Consider the following 21,129-nt stretch of genomic DNA (forward strand, 5'->3'; position numbering starts at 1 on the left):
TTTTATTAACAATCGATTACCCATAAACCCTAGCAAAACCCAGTAATTTTTCCATGCGTGTTTTCACGTACGAAAACCCCGCAACATTGGCGGCTTTGTTGCCTTCAATGGTATACAGAAACCCATCTTTACAATGGTGTACAAAGCCGATATGCCCGTTTACGGAAGCCAATGAGGTACGCCACCAGCAAACGACGTCTCCCGGCATGGGTTGCTTTTCGGAATCGCCGGAAAAACTCCAGCCCTTACTTTTCAATTGGTTGAATACATCGCGTGCGCCAGCTGAATACTTGAAGGGCATGTCTTTGCGATTCCCGCCCACAGCTTGCAGAAAACACCAGCTCACGAACGCTGCACACCATGGGTATCCATCGGGCAACCCGGCTGGCTCCATATATTTCTGCACCCAGGGGCCTTTGTTGTTTCCGCCTACCTCACCTGCCCCGGCTTTCAACTCGTTGATGGCTATGCGTAGTGCCGCTCTTCCCAAGGGACTTTCTCCATACTCCGAAGGGGGCAGTTTATCGTATTCAATGACACCGGATGCCACACGGGGACGGGGATTTTCAAGCGCCCACCACGTCAGTGCTCCGACAACGCCGTCTACGGTCAGCGGTTGTTCGTGCTTATCCAGATGTGAACTTTGGAAATCCTTTACCGCTTGTTCCGTTTGGGCGTCAAACACACTATTTACCGGCACGGCATAATCCAGTTCATTCAGTATGGATTGCAGTTCCTGCACCAACGTTCCGGTATTTCCCTTTTTTATCAACTCCCGGGTTACTTTCGGTGCACCTCCATCGGGTTGCATTGCGGCATACTTCTGATAGGCTTCCTTCAGTTTGATATCGTATTGGTTGGCTGCATAGTCAGATCCGTTGTATCGTTTAGCGAATTCTGCCCATTGCCTATTCCGAAGGTAACTGATCAGGTTGTTGGCCTGCAGGAATTTGCCAAATGCTTCCAGCTGCTGCCGTTCACCCAATTGCATGTCGCCGACAAATCCGGTTACCGAACCGTATCCCAACGCTTCGTAGTGATATCCCATTAGTTGGAATAGCCCCCATGAAGCTGACGCATAGGCTGCGTCCGCTACCTTGCTGTTATTGGGAATGACGTTAATGGCCTTGTTCAATCGCTCATACTCTGCAATTCCACCTTTGTAGTAAGCCTTTGTCCATTTTTTGTACAACACATCTTCGTTGCCCGAAACGTGGGCAGCCGGATCGATGCCGCGCTTTTCCAGCTCCTTCCAAAATACATGCCCCTCAAACAGGATCTTCGGGTTGCCATCTGCGTTGAATCCGCGGCCCCGGCTCTCCACCTCATTCACCGCCTTGATAGTCGCAACATCCAAGGAAAGAGTTTCCGCAAGCCGGTTAAGGTCCGCTTCTTTCAGGTATTTGTCTTCCATCTTACTCAGGTCCACCGGTGTTCCATTGATGAGCTTCGTCCATGTTTTGGTATAGACAATGCCATCGGCAACCAGGTCATTATCCGCTTGAAACGAGCGGACAGCCTGTTCGGTCGCCTCATCAAATATTCCATTGACGACCAACGGATGTCCATACTCGTTGAGCAATTCCTGAAGCAGCTCTACGGCGTCTCCACGGCTGTTGATTTTCAGTAGTTCCATACTTAATAGGTTTTACATCGTTGTAGTTTTAATCGTTCATATCCACTCGACATATAATATCCGATCCATCCACGGCAGTTTAATGATGCCGATGGACCAAGGCAGGCTGGCCAGCAGCACATCCACACCCCGCGAACCGACCTGCAATAACCAGCTGTCGGCCCTTCGGGTCAATTTGCCCTCCCGCTGCAAAAAGGTTTCGCGTAGCCCATCGACACTGGTGTTACGGAGTACTTCCCAGTGTGTAATAATGGAATGCAATACGTCCTCACATTCCTGCTCGACCAAGGGAGTCCATTCAAATCCATCCGGATTGATAAAAGACTCTGGATGCAACCCCGAAAGAACTTTATTCAATGCCAGCATACTTTCATCGGGCGCAGGCGATGCATATACCAAATGGTGGAGCAGGAGTGCAGCCTGAGCGCTGTTTTCTGCTGAGAAGGAAATCTCATCACCGATAAGCCCCACATGTTGCATCAATGGCTCGATAAAGGGATGGACCAGTACCAACCCGGCATTGCTGAGGTAAAAGGACTCATCCGCACGTTCGAAAGACAGCCTTTCGTCCGCGTTGCTGTTGCCATTGGCAGCTTTGGTTGCCCCTTGAATGGTTTGATGATCCAAATTTCCATTGCTGGCATGCACAGGTTCCACACGATCCCGTTTAACACGCTCATCCGGTTGGAATGCATCGGGCAATTCCGGAAACTCGTCACGAGTCCATGGTAGTAGGGTAGCGGCAAATTTTGGCTTCTTTTTCAGGAACGAGTGGGCGCGTTGCAACACCCTCGTTCGGTTGGTCGTATCCATCGCCGGCCAAACAAGGGATGTCAGGATAACGGAAAAGGGTGTGGATTCTGTTGACGGATTACCGAAGGCATTTGCATAAGCCTTGACAACCGACTTCGACAATATCGTCGGATTCACCCCTGTTTGCTGCAAAAATGCAATGTATGCGGCGTCATCAACCGGAATTCGGGCAACGAAGGCAGCGCATAACCGATGGATAAAATCAACCGAAAAATAGTGGAATAAGCGGTCTGTCGCATCGGCAGACGCATGTAACACCTTCGCCAGTTCATCCAGAAAGGCAGGTATGGGTTTTAACCGTTTTTCAAAATCAGAAATTGCCTCTTTCCGGCTTTCCCATTGGAATTTTCCCTTTTTCAAAAAATGGATAAAATCTTCGGTCCATTGCAGATCCTGCATTTCCCGATTGTCCCATTCTTCCGGGTCAACCGCCGGACTGCGGTGGGACTGGAGTTCCTTCCTCACCAAATTGAGTACATTTTTCGTAAGCATTTCTTCCCAATTCGCTTCGGAAAGTTCCCCACAATCAATCGATAAAACAGGAATCGTCAATGCTTCCGATTCGGCACTGAAATCGTCAAACAAGTTAGCCAGTTGGGGTAATATCCGTTGATGGTAGACGGCAGTCACCCGGTCCTGCATCCCTTTGCCCTGTCCCGGTCGGCGAAAGTCAACTTCCAGCGATTGCTTGTAAATGATATGTTGGCTGCGGTCCATTGTTTTTTATTCCACAACGATTTTTCCTTTATTGGTTGCCAACTGTTTGCGAAGTGCAGCGATGGGCTGCGTAAATGTCTTCTCGGCTCCGCAGGGACCGTCACCGAAATCAATCTGGTGCGTAATGGTCAATTCTTTGAGCTGTTCGAACTCCGCAAGCGGAATGCTGACCGTTTCCTTGGCTTTCTTTCCGTTGACTGTCCAAGTTGATATACCTCCGGTCGATATCGCTTTTAATGCGATGCTTACGGCATTTTTAACTTCTCTCCCGATTACAACTACATCGCTTTGCGGTAACCCGATGGTTGCTTCAAATGCTGCGGTCCCTAACGTGATCGTCAATACCGCCAGTACGTGGGCATCGCCATCCGCATAGTGGTACGCAATTACACCCTGTTTGAGTCCGTCCTTTGTCATCTGTGCAGGTGAAATAATCAGGCCCGTACCTTTGGTAGTTACGCCCTTGGGTGCCGCTACGACAACAACCGTCCCCGAAGTTTTTACGGGGATCGTCAAGGTCGCAGCGTCCGAACAAACGGTCTTTGCCTGTTCATCGCGGACAAACGTACGGGTCTTTTCTCCCTTACCGCAAACTCTTCCGGTGACCGAATAGGCAATCGTAGCACGCGGGTTATTGACGGTAAGGATTTGGCTGATTTCAGACTGGTTTTCTGCAACAGATTTGCCATCCAGCAGCCACTGCGATTTGAGTGAATCGCCACTGGACACGGCAGACTTCAGCATCAATTTCCAATTTTCGTCTTTTTCCGAATAGTCGGCTCCCACAACTTCAAAATCCGGCTCTACGGCTTCTTCCACCGCGAATTGTGTACTTGCTTTCGTACCGGATGCCAAGGTATATACCACCTCAAATGTGCCTTTTCCTAAGCGCGCAGGAACTATTTTTGCTTCGCTCTCTTTTCCATTAAGGGTCAGTTTTCCCCCTTCGGGGCTGACCTTTATCGAATATTCCTGCGTATCATTGGTACAGAACGTGGTAGGTTCTATGGTGACAGCGAGCTGATCATCTTCGGGTTCTTCCGGCTCTTCCGGTTGCGAAGGTTCAACTTCTACGTCCTTTTGAAAGACATAGGCGATCGGCTGACAATTGCTTTTAACCAGATAAGGCACATAGAAATCGGCTATGACTACACCACCAGGCAATTTACTCACCAACTTCTCAGCTTCTTCTCTCTTTTTCAAGGCATCCAGCACTTTGGTTGCGTCGGCCCCAAGGCCTAATTTTTCGATGAGGCTTACGGTGTCTGCGTACTTCACGGTAGCTGAAGAAAGTAATGACGCAGACTTGGTATCTTTTAATAGACGACCTGTATCTTTTTTAGTAATTGTTTCAGCCGGTTCCTCCTTTACGACATCGGTCAATCGATCCACCAAACGTATTTCCTTTTCCGGTATAACGGCGGTATAACGCGGTGCCGACGGTTGGTATACCAGCACAAAAGTTCCTCCTTTAGGCACCCCGGCCTTATGTTCCAACCCCTTGTGCCGTTCAAAATAACGGGCAAAGGTGGTGGCCTCCTGATATTGCTTGAGCCGCTCGTTGTATTCCTCCTTAATGGCGTATAACTCTTCGTTCGCACAATTAAACAACACGTTGTTGTTTTTGGGGGCGAAATACGCTTTCAATTCCTCGTTCTGTGAATTCGCAGACTCTTTGATGATGCTGTTTACGGTCGACTCGTATTCCGCCCACAGTTTATTATAGGCATCTACATCAAATTCGCGGAGATCATTTTCAAAGAGATAGCCAAAGATGGCATTGAGCCGCTGAAGAAACACCAGCAGCAAATCCGGTTTCGGCAGTACGTACTCAAATAACTTTCTGTCGGTAACCAGAAATGAATTGATATCCTTCGCTACGAAATCCATCAATTTCACTTCCTGATCATCTTTGCCCAAATCGACGATCTTCTCAATGTAGTTTACTTTCTCAACCACCGGCTGCGTGGTGACTTTCTTTTGTAGATCCACTTCTTTCCGGATTGCGGTCACCTTTTTTGAAAGGGTAGGCAGCGACAGCTCATCGCTGACTTTGAGTGTGTCGATCACCCGTATATCACCGATGTCGGTATCTTTCTTCGGTCGCAGACCGCCTACATAGGTCAGCAACTGCTCTACACGGCACAGCAATCCCGCAATCATTACATTATAATTCGATTCCAGATCCTGTACCTGGCACGATACTTCATTTCCATCGGCTATCCGTTCCAGGTCAACCGCGCTGAGTGCCACCACGTCAAAAGGCAGGTTGTATTTGTCCCGTTCAGCAATGATTTCCGACAGGGCCGTGCTATAGGGTTTGCCAACATGCCCTTCTATGCGAAAGGCATTGAAGCGCTCATTGTCATAAAGCAACACGTTCTTCACAGCCTCGGGCGCATCGATACCCGCACGCAGGTGATAGCCGCGGTTCATCTGGGGGATACCCATCCGGCTGAGCCGATAGTTCCACCACTTATGAAGGTTATTGAGTTGATAGTAAAACGGAATACTCCGGTCGGAAAGCAGGTTCGCCCCGATCTGACTTGGTGTAATCTGAAGAACCTGGTTTTTGGAAGGCAACGTATCATCAAAATCGGCTATCATGTACCGCATACGCTGCAACAGTAGGGCAACTTCCTCTTTGAGGTGTTGCTGCCCGTGAAGGTAATGCACCGGAACGAAGTATTGGCGATACGGATCCCAATAACCAAACCGGGTGCTTTCCGATGCCAATCCAAGGGTCAGGTGCAGCGGAAAATGGGTTTCGTTGGCATTCCGCATACCCCAGAAGTCCTGTGCTTTTTCGTCAAATTCCCGGAAAGCCTTGATCAGATCATCGATAAAGTCGTAGAAATATTGGATGTAATGGAAATTTCCCTTTTGGTAGCTAAATTTATCCCGCAATGCTTTCAGATCAAGCTTTTCGAATGGATTGGATGGGGTAAGCTCCAATAAGACTGCATAACGGTTCCAACACATTTTTAGATTCTGTTCCAGCTTGGTCAGCGTATCGTCGTCTACCAGTTCGTAAAATCCATTAAGTATGGACTCGCCGCTCTCCCAACGGTTATTTGCCGGCACGCCGTATCGTTTCAAAAGCAGGGTGTTAAAAAACGATTCATCGTCGCCCTTCAGCAGGTCGATGTGTACCAACAGGGGTTTCACGGTAAAATCAAGCCGGCTGCCCTTGTCGTTACAGTCGTTGGTGTCACAGTTTTTCAGTTTGACCTGTTTTGCCTCCAACAAAAGTACCACGACGTATTCGTCTTTTTTTAACGAAGAGACCGCTTTCTTGCCTTCGGCAGGTGACGCTGCGGGCACGAGTTCGAAAATCCCTTCCATCCCATAGTACGGCCATCCGGAAGCTTCGTCTTCATCACATCCCACAATGAAGTCTACTCCTGTGGGAATATCCGGGGAAACAAAATCGATGTAATGGGTATATTCCTGCTGGCAATGCCGGATAAGATATCCTTGTGAGGTGATGCCGTGGCCTTCACCGATTACAATGCCTTCACCAGACGCGGTTATTTCCAATCCGCTCACAATCCCGTTCCCGATAAGCCGGATCCTGGATAGGCGGCCTTGCCGCTCCAAATAGCTGACAGTGTCGTTCAGGTGATTGTTGGTCAGTACCTGATCTGCCTCAAAAATGGGATATGACTCAATATTGTTCATGGTCATTGATTTAAATAAGTACCTAAAATTGTTCTGCCCAACATGACAGGATTATTTTCTATGTTGCTTTCCGAACAGTTGTGAAGTGTCGCCTGCGGATGGATATTCTTCAGTTGTGGCAATAATTCCAGCAGCTCATCGTTGGTTTCCTGCAAACGGGAGAGGTCTTGTTTATCCTCCTGGAAATAGTTTGCCAGTGCTTCTATCCAGGCTTTGTATCGGATCTCAAACAGCCGCATCTGTTCATTGCTGATCCAGCAGACCTTTAGTTGGATGTGTGCCGGCGCTTCCTCCTGCAACCGGTCTTCCACGTAATTACGGAACGAAGGATGGTCGAAATGGTCCGGCCAATAGGGCAATACCACCGACGCCCTGAACGAATACGTATCCAGCTCACAGGGACAATCCCCTTCCATTCCACATAGGTCCATCAGCTTAAACGCATTGCTTCTGGGCCTGAGCAGCACATGCTCGATCAGGTGCATTCCTTCCGGATCTCCGCATTCACTGCCGAATTCGGCAACCAGCTTTTCGATGGCCTCATTGGCTTCCAAAGCAGTTTCAAAGGTATTTACCGTCTCCAGCAGCTTTTCTCCATCGATCGACAGGACGAGCTTATTTCCTTCAACCCCGAAATGCTGGGCAAGGAGAACCGTATCAAAAATTTTCTTCAAGATGGCTTCGGCTTGTGCTTTCTCAGCGAATTTTTCGGAAGCCAATACAATCCCCTCGCGGGAAGTAAGCTCAAAACGATGTGTACAATGGGGTTCTCCATCCACCCACTCTTCTTCGCAACGGACTTCGGTATTCCGGATGCAGTATAAAAATCTACGAGACACATCCCGGACGCCGATCAGCGTTCCCACCCGCTTTTCCAGACCGGAAACATTCTCCGTCTCCCAAAACTGCTCTTCCGCCAATCCGTAATCATCTGTCTGCGGGAAATAATTAAAAGCCTGGGACCGGTTTGCGCTGATCTCCGGATATCTTTTCAGTGCCTGGATTTTGGCGGCAATGAGTTCTTCGCTGTCAATCCGTTCGGCTGCCTGCTCTTCTATATTGATTCGGTACTGCAACAACGCAAAGTCATTGAAAGACTCCGCGAAGCGGGCAAGCAAATGATCTAACAAGCGATTGCGACGCGCAGCGTATTGGGTTTTATTCTCATAAAGGTCTCTCCACCCTTGCGCATCCGGAGCACCCGCAATCGCATCCTTGAACGCTTCAGACAATAATCCCTCGCTGTCTTTGATATCGCCGAGATACTGTGCAAAATACGTTTGCTTGATATCTCCTACGGAAAACAACGCGTGGGCATGTGTCAGTTGGGCAAGGAAATCTGCCAGAAGTTGTTCAAAAAATAGCAGGTATCCTTTTAACTGCCGCTGTTGCGCTTTGCGCAGTACGTCCGCATGCGGGGGCAGGCCAGCTTCTCCTACGCCATATACCGTTGGCAGGTCGTACTGAACCGGACGGTAACTGAGCGTATCGCGTGACCGCCCCTCATCCGGCGTGAGTTCTACATCATACCCCTTGCGCTTTCCGAAGGTACGCTGGGCCTTCAGAACCAGCAAGGTATCCTTCACTTCATCCACATTGGCGTGGAAAGGAAAACCGGCTTTATAAAATAGGATTTTTGACCGGGACGTACTCAAAACCGGCTTATGCTGCCCGCTGATCTGCATACACCAATCTACTCCAATGGCACCGTCCAGGGGCTGACCGTCCGTATCATACTTGGTCATCAACAGATTCCTGACAGCCAGGACTCCCTCAATATCCATCACCAAGCTGATGATATCCGAAGCGTAGATATGGGTGCGCAACTGGGTTTCTTCCAGCTCCTTCGGATCGATAAATCCATTCGTAAGCGCCACCCCATTATAGATATCGGGGACTTCCCAGCCCTTATCAAGCAATTCCTTCAATGAATAAAAATTGACCGAAGGATTCAGGTAATTTTCAATGGCAAAAAACAAAGCAGCCTGTACATACTCGATGTCGGTCTCCGGTGAGATATCCACATCCATGCACAAAGCGACTTCTTCATAGGACACCTGTTTGATGGATACAAAATCCTCGCAGAGATTCCGATGTGATTGCAATCGACGGGTCACACGCTTGAATATATCGTCAATCGCATTCAGTTTTTGAACATAAGCGTCCGCCAGTTGGCTCGCAAACCCTTCTGCTTGCAACAGGTCCCAAATCTGAGTGGCTGTTATCTTTCCCGTAGGTGGATATTTTGCAACGGTAACTGCAAAGGGAAACTTGAACGTGGTATCTTCTGTCGCATTCAAGACCAATGCATACGGGTATTTTCCGGTCGCATTGGCAACCGTTGCCGAAACGATTTCAGTCTTCAAAACCGCCCGATCAATAGCTCCATAACTTGGAAATTCAACGTTTAGCACAAATTCACCATCGGGACTTATCCATTCCACGTCTCCCGAGTTCAGATCGCCATACGGCTCTTCGTTGTCAAAATCCAGCACCACGTCATACAGACCGTTGATGCGGACGGGAGTGTCCGTGGCCGCCAGCTGTAACGTCTTATCCGCACGGTTATAGAAGATAGGTATTTCTTGGCCTCCAGCAGGATACAGCCAGGCATTGTTTACTCCGTCGATATCGATCAGCAGCTTCCGGTAATCCGCAATTGTAAAAGGATGGTTCGTCAGAATTTCCCGGGCGGTATACAGTACCTGGTCCGGTGCACCGTGCAGCAGATCCTTTGTGTCGAAATCACTCCGGTAGCCCAGTTCGGTAAGGACATAGCAAAGCGCTTCCAACAGAGTAATTCCCGGATCATGGGCGTTGTAGTCGGTCCACAGGTCGCTGGCCAGTTGCTCAATGTATTTCAGCCCCTCCTTGCGGAGCCATTCATAGTCCATCGCCGGAGCCAGTTGCCGCTTTGTGGATATTGTGTAACTTTTCAGGACAGGTTTCATACGCATTCGCAGTTTTGTAATACCCGGATTTGGTGTCTGATCGCCCCGTTGGCATACGAAACCAATATGGAACGAGCGGAAGACGCCACAATTTCTTCTACATTGTAATATGCCGTTTGGACGGCATTGTCTTCATTGCGGATGATATGGTGCATTTTAAAACCACTCACTGCATGGACGTAAGGCCGTTCATCTATGAAATCAACGAGTGTGCTTTTCTGCATTTTACCGCCAAAGGAAACTTGCTTTGCCGTGTCGAACGCCCATGGACAGAGAAAACGTTCAATATCGTCGTTCAGTTGATTGAGGTAAAAAGCCGCATCCATATTGGAACGGAGCATCACGTCAAACTCAAGTTGTATCTCTTCGAATTTCGGATTACGGACATGCAGCGTAACAAATGGATTGCTGATTTTCCGCAGGTAATTGGTGATATCCACCAATGTCCCGATTGGCGTATACGGGCGCAGGGGATTTGCGTAGGTTGATTTACTTAAATCGGGGATAGTCACCAGGGTAACATGGCCGGGATAGTTTTCGCAGAATTCGGTCACGCCATTGTGATCAACAAATCCCGCCCTGTTGATGCATTTCGCCTTGTAGATCGAAGGAAATTGTTCCAGCACCAGGTGCTCATAGTCCCACATCGTAATGGCCCGTTGTTTATGACGCAGCCGCTCGCTCACACGGGTATAGAATGCTGCCCCGGGTTCCGCGGGCCTGCCTCCGAAAGAATCCGCAGGCTGGTTTATCCCTTTAATCGCCGCGTCGCTCACCAACAGCTTTGCAATGCTTCCCTTCGGCCGCATTTCCGTAAAATACACGTTATTGATTTCATCCTGCACCAACTCCACTTGGCCGGCCTGCGCCGTAATCGCCTTTAGTTTACAAACGGCGTCAATCTGTCCCTCCACTGCCACCTTCAACCACAACATTCCTGCTGGCATCACGGTACCCGTATGCACGGCGTCGGAAGGAAATGAGACGGTGACAATGCCCGTCCGCGTCAAATTCAACGTCCCGTCTACCAACATTGCTTTTTCAAAAGCTTTCCAGTTATTTTCACGATCGAGGTAATACCACGAAACATGTTCACTGGGTTTCAACGGGTTGGAACTGCCTTCCACTACCTCGAAAAGCACGGATATGGTTTTCGGCGATGTAACTTGGGTCATGCCGATGAGCAGCTCACCCTGATTTGAAAACCCCGGCAATAGCCCCAGTAATTTTTTGTTCGTTACCTGCTTATATCCAAATGGATAGAGATGAAAAAAGGCACTCCGCTGCGGCTGGGGCAAAAATGTTAGGGTATCCACGGCCGTATAACTGGCTTCAAAATGTTCTACGATCAACTCCTTGGGTGTGGGAGTCGAATTCCGGACCATCCGGAATCCTTCAAATTGGGTAGCCAGGGTTATTGTTTTCAGTATTTCCTGCTGGGCAATGTCTAACGATACTGGCGATGCTGCAATCTTGTCGATATTTATTTCTTTCGCAGCCGTCAATCCCTGTGCTTGTACCTTCGTCCCCGCCTGTTCCGCAAAGACCCCGTTGATGGCCACCGATGTCTCCATGGGTATTTTCATCATCCGGGTATCATTGAAGCTTTGCGTCAGGCTATCCATAAAGGACGACAACGAATATTGATCGCTATTCAGCGACAGCCGGATGTAACCATCCCGCTCCCCACTGCCATAAGCACGTCTGGATTGCGCTGTTGGAATCGTCGTTTGAATCGGTTGACCCGGTAACTTTAACGTATGTTCTTCCCCAACCGTTGTCACCGCCAGCGGATTCCAGGTTCCCCGTTGGAGGTAACTGGCAGAAAAAGCCACGGGCATGTCCATAGTTAACGTCAATGCGGTAAGCGGCTTTTGAAACAGTTCATCACTTCCGATGTAAAATCCAGCATTCCTACGGGGCAGATCTCCAAACGGCTTGAAAGGTTTGCTTCCATCCAGCAACCCTACATCATTGCTGAGCACAAAATCTTTATAACCCCGCACCGATACAGTGATCTGAACCGTGTCAACGAGCTGTTCGGCCAGTGTATCGTAAGCGAATCCGGAAGCCTCCCGGTCAAAATAAATCAGCAACAGGGGTAAGGAGACCTGCATATTCCGTTGATGTATTTTTTCCTCATACCCCCGGATGGCTTCTTTTCCACCATCGACGGTGATGGAAAATGTCAACTCGCCCCGCTGTGGTTGATAATTTGCGGTGACCCGATCCTCCAACCAGCCTTTTTCGCCCGTCAATAATGTGCGGAATACCAAGTTATCTGTCGAACGCCCTTTACGGATCCGCGTCGATGATTTAAACCGGATGGACAGGGTGATTGTCCGTTCGCCCCCTTTCAAGAAAAGCAGGTTGGAAGCGACTGCAAAACCTGTTGAAGCAAGCGGAGCTCCGGCTTCGCCAAATAAAAATGGCTGTACGTCGTTGCTATCCGCTGTTGCATACAGTGCTCCGTTTACTTTTTTCAACGAATGGACCGCCCCCACCTTCGCTTGGTTGAGTACCGTATCCTGTGACAGCCGGTATACCAGCGAGTTTCCGCTTTGATCCTGGCCTCCCTTGAACAAGGTGCCTGCCTTCAGCAGGTGGTTTGCCCTATGCGTATGTAAGTCGAAGATCAAATGGGCGTAATCCGGCTCGGCTTTTCTCGATTTCAGTTGTAAAACATCCCTGTAATAATATTCCAGGTGTTTCCGCCCATATTCATTCAGCTGGGTTTGCGCACGACGGAATAGCTGCAAAAAAGTCAGCAGCAACGCCATATGGGGTTTATGTTTACGATAGTTTCCAACTGATTTGTCAAACAAAATTTCCGCTTTTACGGTAGCCGACGAAATTCCCGCGAAGACCGTCTTCAGCTGCTGCTGGAATAGGTTGTGGTGGACAATAAAATGAATTTTTGAGCCATCGTCCGTATCCGGTATCGTCAGGTTCAGGGCTTCGGTTGCATCGGTATCGATATAGTGAAACGTATAAACCGTCCCAGTGGAATTCAGTACAGCAAAGGGAGCCAGGGAATCCGTTTCATTTGATGCAGCCAACAATGCCGTGTGTGCATCTTTGAATGTGAACAAACGCCGGAAAGCCCGACTGATTTTCGTGGTAATGATGTCTTGTATGCTTCGCTGATAATCCGATTCTTCCGTCAACTGCGCACACTGGTCGTCAACCGTCTTAACCAGCGTATATACCAAATCGAATAGATATTTAAAGCACTGTTTGGCCTGTTCCGCTTCCTCCGCTTTGACGGCCAACCGGATGCGTTTCACGAGTGATTTATAATAATCGGTGAAGGTAATCGGATCAATCGACGCCAATGTTGCGAGGGCCACACTCAAGTCGGGTTGGATGAAGGGTTCCCAAGTGCCTTTGGCCTTATTTCCGTTATCGAAATAGGTAACCTGAGCTGCATAACGTTGCACAAACAATAACAGATCTCGCAATTCCCGCTCGTCTACCTTGGCAAAATCAGGCGACAGCGCCGCCAGCGATAGGTTATATCGCCCGGTTCCCTCACGGATTAAGTTATTTTTATCTGAACATGCCATGGTTTATCGTTTTACTTCGGTGCCTTCCTGGATATAGAAAGGAAAAACATAATTGAATCGCGAATTGGTGGAGCGTATCGTATATTCAATATTTATGAGAATACGTCCTTCCATTTCCCCGGTATCCATCAATTCGATTTTATCGACCGCGATACGCGGTTCGTGGTATAATATGGCTGTCTGTATCAGGTCTTTCATGTAGGTTTTCATGGTCGTCGTCAAGGGCTCGAACAGCAATTCATCCAGATTACAGCCATAATTGGGAAGCATTACCCGTTCACCGGGCCGGGTCGACAGCAGGATTTCGAGGCTGCTCCGGATATCCTCCCCGTCGCTCAGCATCTCAACGCTTCCACCCTCGTTGTCAAACTGTGGCGGGAAGCTCCATCCAGTACCCAAAAAGGATTTATGCAACTTATCCATCGGTTATCCTCCTATTAATACGGTGCCACAGCCACTTGTAATTACCCCTCCATGAGCCGTTGGGTCGCCCATCCGTGCGGCGGGAAGCCCACCGATGAGCACGGTGGCCGATCCTTTCACAATCGCATTCGGAGGTCCCGGGCAGGCACAGAGATCGCCCATCCGTGCGGCGGGCAATCCACCGATCAGTACGGTTGGGCAACCGGCAGGCAACACCATTCCGCCCACATGCGGATTCGGGCTGCTCATCGGGCAGGTATGCATATCAGTGACTCTTGCAGCTAAACTCATGATCGATTAATTTATTTTTACCATGGATCCTTTTATTTCAGTGATGCCTGAGCTCCCCACGCTTAGCGATCCATTTGCCGATAGCTCGGCGGTAGCTTCCGCTTTGATCGTCAGCTGAGGAGCCGATATCGATAGCGAAGACACGGCTTCCAACGTCAAATCTTTGGCAGAAGACAGGGTGATCCCACTGTCATTCAGTACCAGCTTATTGCCCGCCGCATCTTCCAGACTGCACAGTCCGTTGGTATCATCCAACGTCAGTTTCCGGCCTCCCGGCGTTTCGATAGAAACGCGTTTGTCTCCATCGTGGAAAAGCACTTTTATTTCTGAACGGGACACATAGCCCTTTTCGTTATTTTCATCGGTTGCTTCGATGGGCGACGGGTTCGCCCCGCTATGCAGCATCCCCAACACCACCGGGTAGTTTGGATCGTCACCCAAGAAACCGACAATCACTTCATCGTTTATTTCCGGCAAGAAGAATGTTCCCCGGTTATTGCCCGCATCCAAGGTTGCCAAACGCGCATAAATTCCATCTTCCGCCATACCGATGATCGGCAGCCGCACCCGGATCCGCCCTTTCCCTGCCGGATCAATAAGATCCGTCACCACTCCTACGTGCAACCCTTGCGTGGCCACATATTGTCCGGAAAATGAAACCGGATGTTCCGGAAAGATTTTTTCGGAAAAGAATGCCTCTTCCCAGCCCAGCGTTGCTTCGGTCATCCAGTTACCCTCGCCGATTTCATGCTGCACACCGGAAACAAACACCTTCCCGTTGAATTGATCTCCCAATCCGGATAAGGTGACGTATGTCCCCGGAACCACCGCCGATTCTCCCGAAAACTTAACTTTACCCTTGATCTTGGAAAGCGATTGCCGGACTTTTTTTGCGTTTGCCAACTGTTGCAGTTCCTGAACCGGCATTCCGCCCGGTAGGCGCATCTCAAACGCCTGCCCCATCACTTCGGCCAATTCATCCGCGGATTGATCTCCCGCATACGCAGACAGACCCGCTTCCCCTTCAGACTCCTCGATATCCTGCACCGACTGGTCCCACGCATAGCCGAGTACGGCAGTAGATTGCGTACGTGCGTCAACAGTTGCCTCAAATGATACGATATTGCTTCCAAACGTGAGGGTCAATACCGAATCTCCGTCGGCATCCGCCTTCCCGATTACAATCTTCCCTTCGTTTACCGAATAATACAATCCGTTCACGTCCAATCGGGTCATCATGAAATCCCAATCGCTGACCTGGTTCTGGAGCAACTGCTCGTGCACCACATCGGTCGTGGCGATCTCGTATTCACTGATGCCGCTTTCCGCAAGCAATTGTTCAGCCACGTCCCTATCCTTCATGTCCGTATAGTAGCGGCTTTTTTTGCCCGCTGTCATCCGTACCGTCTCGTGTTTACAGGTAACCACCAACAGCGATCCGGATTCTTGTATCTGATGACTGTTTGCAACAACAATTCCTTTGAATACCGTTGCATTGTCGCCGTCATACCCTGCTTTGATCTCGATGAACTTTCCCGGTGCCAGCCACCGGCTTCCGCTCACCTCAAAACCCTGCTCTGCGGCACTGCCATCCGCTATCGTCAAAGTTGCCGTGGGAATTTTATTCAGTGCGCTGTCAATATGGATTTCGACAACAGGCACCACCCCGGGCAGTTCGTCGGCCGCTGTGAGCACCGCGCTGCTCCCCGCAAGAATCGTATAAGTGACCAAATCCCGATTGTTGGGTGCTGTTGGCATGGCTTTATTGTTTTTCTAAGGGTGGAAAATAGAGTTTGCTGCCCGGTTTGATCGTTCGGAAACTATCGAGCGCATTAAAAGTGGCCACATCGATGTAAAATTCATTCCGCGCATAGATTCGCTCCGCCATCCGGTCGATGCGATCCGTTTCCGCAAAAATCCGCTCATGGGTAATGTCCGGACTTTGCCTGTTTTCCATCGCCTCACGTAGCTCATCTTCGATGCTTTCCGTAAAAGAGCACTTCGCCACCGCACGTATCGGTGTCCCATCGGTGGTAAACACTTTGTACTCGATATCGATCTGATTCAGCACGCCCTTGAACAGCAGGGTTCCCCAATGTATTTTGAGGTAATACGGACGATGGGTGTCGCCTTTAAACTCAATGATCTTTTTCTTGAAGTCTTCCAATTGTTCGGCCACAGAGGCAGGCTTTGCAAATGGATTAGCAACGGAAATATTCAATACCGACGCATTTTTGACCACCCCGGTGCTGTCAAACAGAAAATCAAACGTAAACTTCTGGGGCTTGATCTTATTGAATTTCATTTTCACAGAAGATCGTCCCCCTGGCTGCGTGTCGTCGTATTCAAACTCGTACTTACAGGTATAGGAAGCCGGATTAATGAGTGCGCTGAATTTCTCACCCGGTGCTTTCCGGGTGAAAGCCGCATCGAGGTACGGTTCGATATACAGCTTCTCGGCAGATGTAAGGTCTCCAAACATTATCGTTCATTTTTTTGTCCCAGCTTCTGCAGTACCTTCCGAAGTACTTCCTCGGAGATCTCCCGCTTTAACTTTGCGACATTGATCGGCTCCCGTGGCTGGAGTGGCGACTGCTCGGCCACAACCACAGCTTTGACATGCAGTTCTTTGATTTCGATGGGCATGACGTTTCCTGTAATTAAATACTGACAGACCCACTGATGCTTCCCGCGGCAGACAAGAGCGAATCCACACTGATGATGTTGAAATACTGATAACTCAATGTGATATTCTCGATGACCACGCTGCTTTTTTCCGCATCAAAAGCAGAGACGGACCACGCCTTGGGGATCGCGTTGACCACATACCAGGCCTGTATGGGCACATGTTGATCGTTCAGCAACGCAATCAGGATATTTACGGGTTCAAAAACAAAATTCTCAAATGCATTTTTGCACCACATCAGTATCCCCGAGCCGATGAACATACCCCGTTTCAGCACCAAATCGCTGTATTTGGCTTTTACAGGCAGCTCCCAAGTGAAGCGGTTCTGACCGCCTTCGGTAAAAGGCTCCATTTCCATGGTCATTTCCAGGCCTGTCACTTCCTGAAAACGGAAATCATTGGGCGTCTGCGGAAACAGCTCGAACGTCACCAAAAAGTGAAAGCCAACGGGAGGATATGCAAACATTACCCTTCATTTTGAATGGTCAAACCTTCGTGTGCAATCTCGATGGTCTCAATGGCCACATCATTTCCCGTGGAATTGAGGTCAGTCGACTGGACTTTAAGGGGCCAGGCATTTTTTATTTTCCAGACCACCACAGGTGCATGGGCTTCATCCAGCAACGAAATGATGAGATCCCGGCGTTCAATGGTATTCAGGGCCACGGTATTCCACCAATTGTAAAAATCATTGTCGCCCTTAAAAATGCCCCGTTTCATCGTGATATTTGAAAAACTCTGCAGCCCGGGCATCTTGATTTTGTGGTATTCCGGGCTTGCGCCATCGCGGTATTCAAGCGGTTCGATGGATACGTCCAAGCCCGATACTTCGCTGAAACCGATCTTTGCTCCACCCCATTCTACCTGGAAGTGAAACTTTGGAAGAGGATAATTTGCCATTTTATTACTGATTTATAGATTCAACTTATTTGATCAGGTCCACTGCTAAGATTCCTGCATTTTATGCGAGAATCGAAGGATAATAAATTCTGCAGGACGTACTGCTGCCATGCCGATCTCGACAATTAATTTGCCATCGAGAATATCCTGTGCAGTCATCGTCTGATTTAATCCACAGCGAACGTAAAAGGCGTGCTCCGGCTTGCTGCCCGCCAGGGCCCCTTGCCGCCATAGGAGGGTCAGGTAATTTTCGAGCATGGCCCGTACCTTTACCCACGTGTTGGCATCGTTGGGTTCGAATACAAACTGCAGGGTAGCCTTTTTAGCCGATTCTTCCACAGTGATGAACAGCCGCCGTACATTCACATAGCGCCATTCGTTGTCATTCCCCGCCAATGTACGTGCACCCCACACCAGAAATCCCTTGCCCTGGAAGGAGCGTATTGCATTTACTGATTTTCCCGTAGTGGCATCCACATTCATTGACCCTTGTTCGGCATCGGAAATATTAGCACTTAACCCATATACCGAATTGACCGATACATTGGCTGGGGCCTTCCAAACCCCTCTTGAACCGTCTACCCGGGCATAGATACCTGCCATGGCCGCTGCCGGGGGCAACGTTGGGCCCAATTTATTGTTGATGGTTTCCACACATAGGTTATAAATCGCCGTCTGAGTGGTTTTTAATGTATTCAGTTTTACCGCGGCAGCGGCCGTTCCATTGGTTACCACAACTACGTTTACCGCTGTATCAGCATATGCATACTCAAAGGTTGTTTTCAGGTACGGATAATAGACTGCCGCGTAATTCAGGTTATCATTTTTCGTAAAATCCGTCCGGAAACCGTTGACGGTATTGGTGACGTTGGTTCCTTCGGAATGCACGTCGATTAACGTAAATCGATCCTGTAACAAAACACATTGGTCAATCGCCTTGCCCATCAATTCGTAATACTTGTCTTTTGCAAGAGACAGCCCATCCGGAATTACGATGATGGTGGGTTCATCGCTGGTTGCCAGCGCACTCAAACCACCCTCTAACGTTGCAGTGGTAATGTTTGCTGAGGTCGGAGCGGCCGATACGATATAACAAGGGCCTCCGCCGTTGGCAAAATAAAGCCGCAGACTGTAGTACATTTTGTATTTTGAGACCTTATCCGCAGGCAGTTCAGCCACAGCAGAGAGTGCCGATACCGTGGTGCCCTCCGTTGTTTGCTGGACCGTTACTTTGATGTCCGTCTGGTTTTCAGGCCCTCCGAAATACTGTTCATACTCTTTGAGCGAAAATATCTTGGTAGGTTTGTTGATCAACGACTCTCCCAGTTCGTTCTCAGCTTTTTGTGTATGACCGATAAAAGCCGGAATCGCGGTTTCCACCTGAGCCACTGAGGGTGGAAACAAGGGTATTTCATTTACATATACCCCTGGAGTTTTGATTGCTGTTTCACTGATTTGTGCCATCGTTATGAATTTTAAGTTTATATTAATTTTTTCTCTTTAAAATTGTTTCCACTTCTTTGATCGGAGCAACCGGTCGATCTTCCATACTGTCAATGGTCAGCATGCGCATTTTGTAAAGTACGGAGGGTTGATACTTGCCTCCCAACATAGACCATAGTTGTTGCAGTTGTTCAAATGCAAGCGTCACTATTTCCAGGGTTAGGCGTTCAATCCCGTCCGCAGCGAGTTCTGCACTATCGGCCGCCCTAAAAACAGGCTGTTTCTGAAAAAACGCAATCACTTCCTGTAGATTCCGGATATTGTTCTCATATCCAGCACCATAGGCAGTGAACAGCAGGGAGAGATCTAAGTGGACCGCTGGGTTTTTGGGATAAAGCTCATCGTCGATTTTTACAACGTATCGTTGCTCTCTGGCTAAGCGAACTTCTTCAATGTTGACCAGGGAAATAAGAATATCTGCATCGTGTTGCTCTTCGGTTCCGCTCACATATTCCGCTACATTCGCAATAGCCACCGCGGGACCAATGCTGCTATTTAAGATACGCTGAATATTCTCGATTGCGGGGTAAAGCATTTTGATCGTTTGTTATTGCCGGCAACATCGCCGAACAACACAAATATCAAAAGCACTGAAAAAGTGGGCAATACCTATTTTGGTGTAATTTTACTTACGGTTTAATTGGTGTGCGTTTAGAGAAAAAAGGTGTTTTGCTAGAGAAAAGGCAACAAAAAAGCCCCGCTGCTGGTGCAGCGGGGCCCTGAATGAAATCCGGCACCGACCTACTCTCACGCCTGTTACGGCAATACCNCTTTTTGTACTGTATGTTTAAGCACAGATTATAACACCCTCTTTTCAATAATATGCCGACAAACATCAAAAAATATCTATCTAATTTTCAAATAGTTACAAATATAAATAAAAATATACTAAATTAAATCTACCTAATTAATAGACTTTATATATATTTGCTTCGTGAAATCAATAAATTCATATCAAGTAAGAATCGGCAACCTGCGGTGTATGTGCAAAACAATGTATCACCGACAGGATTGAAGATGCTTTATGATGATTGATGTGATACAGCAAAGCCTCTTCGACATAAAAATACCGAAGGGGCTTTTCGATTAAATAATAAGAATAAAAAGCAATGGCAGTAACAACGGAAAAGCAGTATGTCGATCCCAAAATCACCCTGGTGGGTGCCGGGCCGGGAGATCCAGATTTAATTAGTATAAAAGGCGTGAAGGCGCTTAAGACTGCGAATGTCATTTTATATGATGCGCTGGTAGATGAACGGCTATTGGAATATGCGCCTCAAGAAGCTATTAAAGTATATGTAGGCAATCCATCCGGCGACGAGAATTTCTCGCAGGACGTTGTCAACCAACTAATGGTTGACTATGCCCTCAATTTTGGTCACGTTGTCCGGCTCAAAGGAGGAGATCTATTCGTTTTTGGTCGTGGTTATGAGGAGTTAGATTACGCTGCTTCGTACAGCATTGAGACTGCAATCATTCCGGGTATATCCAGTGCGATTTCTGTACCGGGGTTACAAGGAATTCCTGTTACACATAAGGGGACGAGCGAAAGTGTGTGGATTCTTTCAGGTACCGATAGCAAAGGCAATTTATCAGCCGAATTATTCGATGCCGCCAAGAGTAAGGCTACGGTCGTTGTATTATTAGGCTTCGACAGATTAGCGGAGATTGTCACCATCTATCAGCAAATCGGAAAAGGTGGCCTACCTGCGGCTATTATCCAAAATGGCTCCATGGGCAACGAAAGAACGGCTATTGGATTGGTTAATACGATCATTGAAGTAGCCGAGGAAAAAGGTATTGACAACACAGGCCCCGTACTGCTGGTCTTCGGTTTTGCGGTTGAACTACATCATGATTTTCAGCGGATCAAACAATTCTTTGAATCGAGTCTTTAAGATTTCTCTCTTCATATAAGTTTACAATTGGGTTAGTAAGTATGGAGTGCCTGTCCCGCAGGTA

At 48.5% G+C, this 21,129-nt stretch carries 15 protein-coding genes; 1 reads left to right on the forward strand and 14 read right to left on the reverse strand.

Annotated features, from left to right (window positions below):
• Nucleotides 1-16: 16 nt before the first annotated feature.
• Genes IEX60_RS24890 through IEX60_RS20950 form a run of 14 tightly spaced genes read right to left on the reverse strand, consistent with a single transcriptional unit; the run spans nt 17 to nt 19,702 of the window.
• A complete protein-coding gene (locus IEX60_RS24890; RefSeq protein ID WP_229717688.1) occupies nt 17-1,636 on the reverse strand; it encodes an N-acetylmuramidase domain-containing protein in 1,620 nt (539 codons plus the stop codon).
• Between the two features lie 36 nt (nt 1,637-1,672).
• Complete coding sequence (locus IEX60_RS20890) at nt 1,673-3,166, reverse strand: contractile injection system tape measure protein (protein ID WP_188753339.1); 1,494 nt, start codon at nt 3,164-3,166, stop codon at nt 1,673-1,675.
• A gap of 6 nt (nt 3,167-3,172) precedes the next feature.
• Entirely contained in the window at nt 3,173-6,847 is a 3,675-nt protein-coding gene (locus IEX60_RS20895; protein WP_188753340.1) for a hypothetical protein, read from the reverse strand.
• Between the two features lie 2 nt (nt 6,848-6,849).
• A complete protein-coding gene (locus tag IEX60_RS20900) occupies nt 6,850-9,798 on the reverse strand; it encodes a baseplate wedge protein (RefSeq protein WP_188753341.1) in 2,949 nt (982 codons plus the stop codon).
• The gene (locus tag IEX60_RS20905; protein ID WP_188753342.1) at nt 9,795-13,364 is read right to left on the reverse strand and encodes a baseplate J/gp47 family protein; all 3,570 of its coding nucleotides are present in this window, start codon (nt 13,362-13,364) and stop codon (nt 9,795-9,797) included. Before IEX60_RS20905 ends, IEX60_RS20900 begins: the two co-directional genes overlap by 4 nt.
• A gap of 3 nt (nt 13,365-13,367) precedes the next feature.
• A complete protein-coding gene (locus IEX60_RS20910) occupies nt 13,368-13,787 on the reverse strand; it encodes a GPW/gp25 family protein (protein WP_188753343.1) in 420 nt (139 codons plus the stop codon).
• Between the two features lie 3 nt (nt 13,788-13,790).
• On the reverse strand, nt 13,791-14,078 hold the full coding sequence (locus tag IEX60_RS20915) for a PAAR domain-containing protein (protein ID WP_188753344.1): 288 nt from the start codon (nt 14,076-14,078) through the stop codon (nt 13,791-13,793).
• A 6-nt stretch (nt 14,079-14,084) separates the two neighbouring features.
• Nucleotides 14,085-15,836, reverse strand: a complete 1,752-nt coding sequence (gene vgrG, locus IEX60_RS20920) for a type VI secretion system tip protein VgrG (protein ID WP_188753345.1) — start codon at nt 15,834-15,836, stop codon at nt 14,085-14,087.
• A 4-nt stretch (nt 15,837-15,840) separates the two neighbouring features.
• Nucleotides 15,841-16,560: a CIS tube protein gene (locus IEX60_RS20925; RefSeq protein ID WP_188753346.1), complete on the reverse strand. Its 720-nt coding sequence runs from the start codon at nt 16,558-16,560 to the stop codon at nt 15,841-15,843.
• Nucleotides 16,560-16,724 (reverse strand): DUF5908 family protein, encoded by a 165-nt coding sequence (locus tag IEX60_RS20930; RefSeq protein WP_188753347.1) that lies wholly within the window; start codon nt 16,722-16,724, stop codon nt 16,560-16,562. The genes IEX60_RS20925 and IEX60_RS20930 overlap by 1 nt, the downstream gene beginning before the upstream one ends.
• A 14-nt stretch (nt 16,725-16,738) precedes the next feature.
• Complete coding sequence (locus tag IEX60_RS20935) at nt 16,739-17,230, reverse strand: phage tail protein (protein ID WP_188753348.1); 492 nt, start codon at nt 17,228-17,230, stop codon at nt 16,739-16,741.
• Complete coding sequence (locus tag IEX60_RS20940) at nt 17,230-17,664, reverse strand: phage tail protein (protein ID WP_090628859.1); 435 nt, start codon at nt 17,662-17,664, stop codon at nt 17,230-17,232. The genes IEX60_RS20935 and IEX60_RS20940 overlap by 1 nt, the downstream gene beginning before the upstream one ends.
• 45 nt (nt 17,665-17,709) lie before the next feature.
• Nucleotides 17,710-19,128 (reverse strand): phage tail sheath family protein, encoded by a 1,419-nt coding sequence (locus IEX60_RS20945; RefSeq protein WP_188753349.1) that lies wholly within the window; start codon nt 19,126-19,128, stop codon nt 17,710-17,712.
• A 22-nt stretch (nt 19,129-19,150) separates the two neighbouring features.
• A complete protein-coding gene (locus IEX60_RS20950) occupies nt 19,151-19,702 on the reverse strand; it encodes a Pvc16 family protein (RefSeq protein ID WP_188753350.1) in 552 nt (183 codons plus the stop codon).
• Between the two features lie 574 nt (nt 19,703-20,276).
• On the opposite strand from IEX60_RS20950, the gene cobA reads away from it, so the two are divergent.
• Nucleotides 20,277-21,065 (forward strand): uroporphyrinogen-III C-methyltransferase, encoded by a 789-nt coding sequence (gene cobA / locus IEX60_RS20955; RefSeq protein WP_188753351.1) that lies wholly within the window; start codon nt 20,277-20,279, stop codon nt 21,063-21,065.
• The last annotated feature ends 64 nt before the right edge of the window (nt 21,066-21,129 follow it).

The organism is Parapedobacter defluvii (assembly GCF_014642075.1).
Classification (GTDB): domain Bacteria; phylum Bacteroidota; class Bacteroidia; order Sphingobacteriales; family Sphingobacteriaceae; genus Parapedobacter; species Parapedobacter defluvii.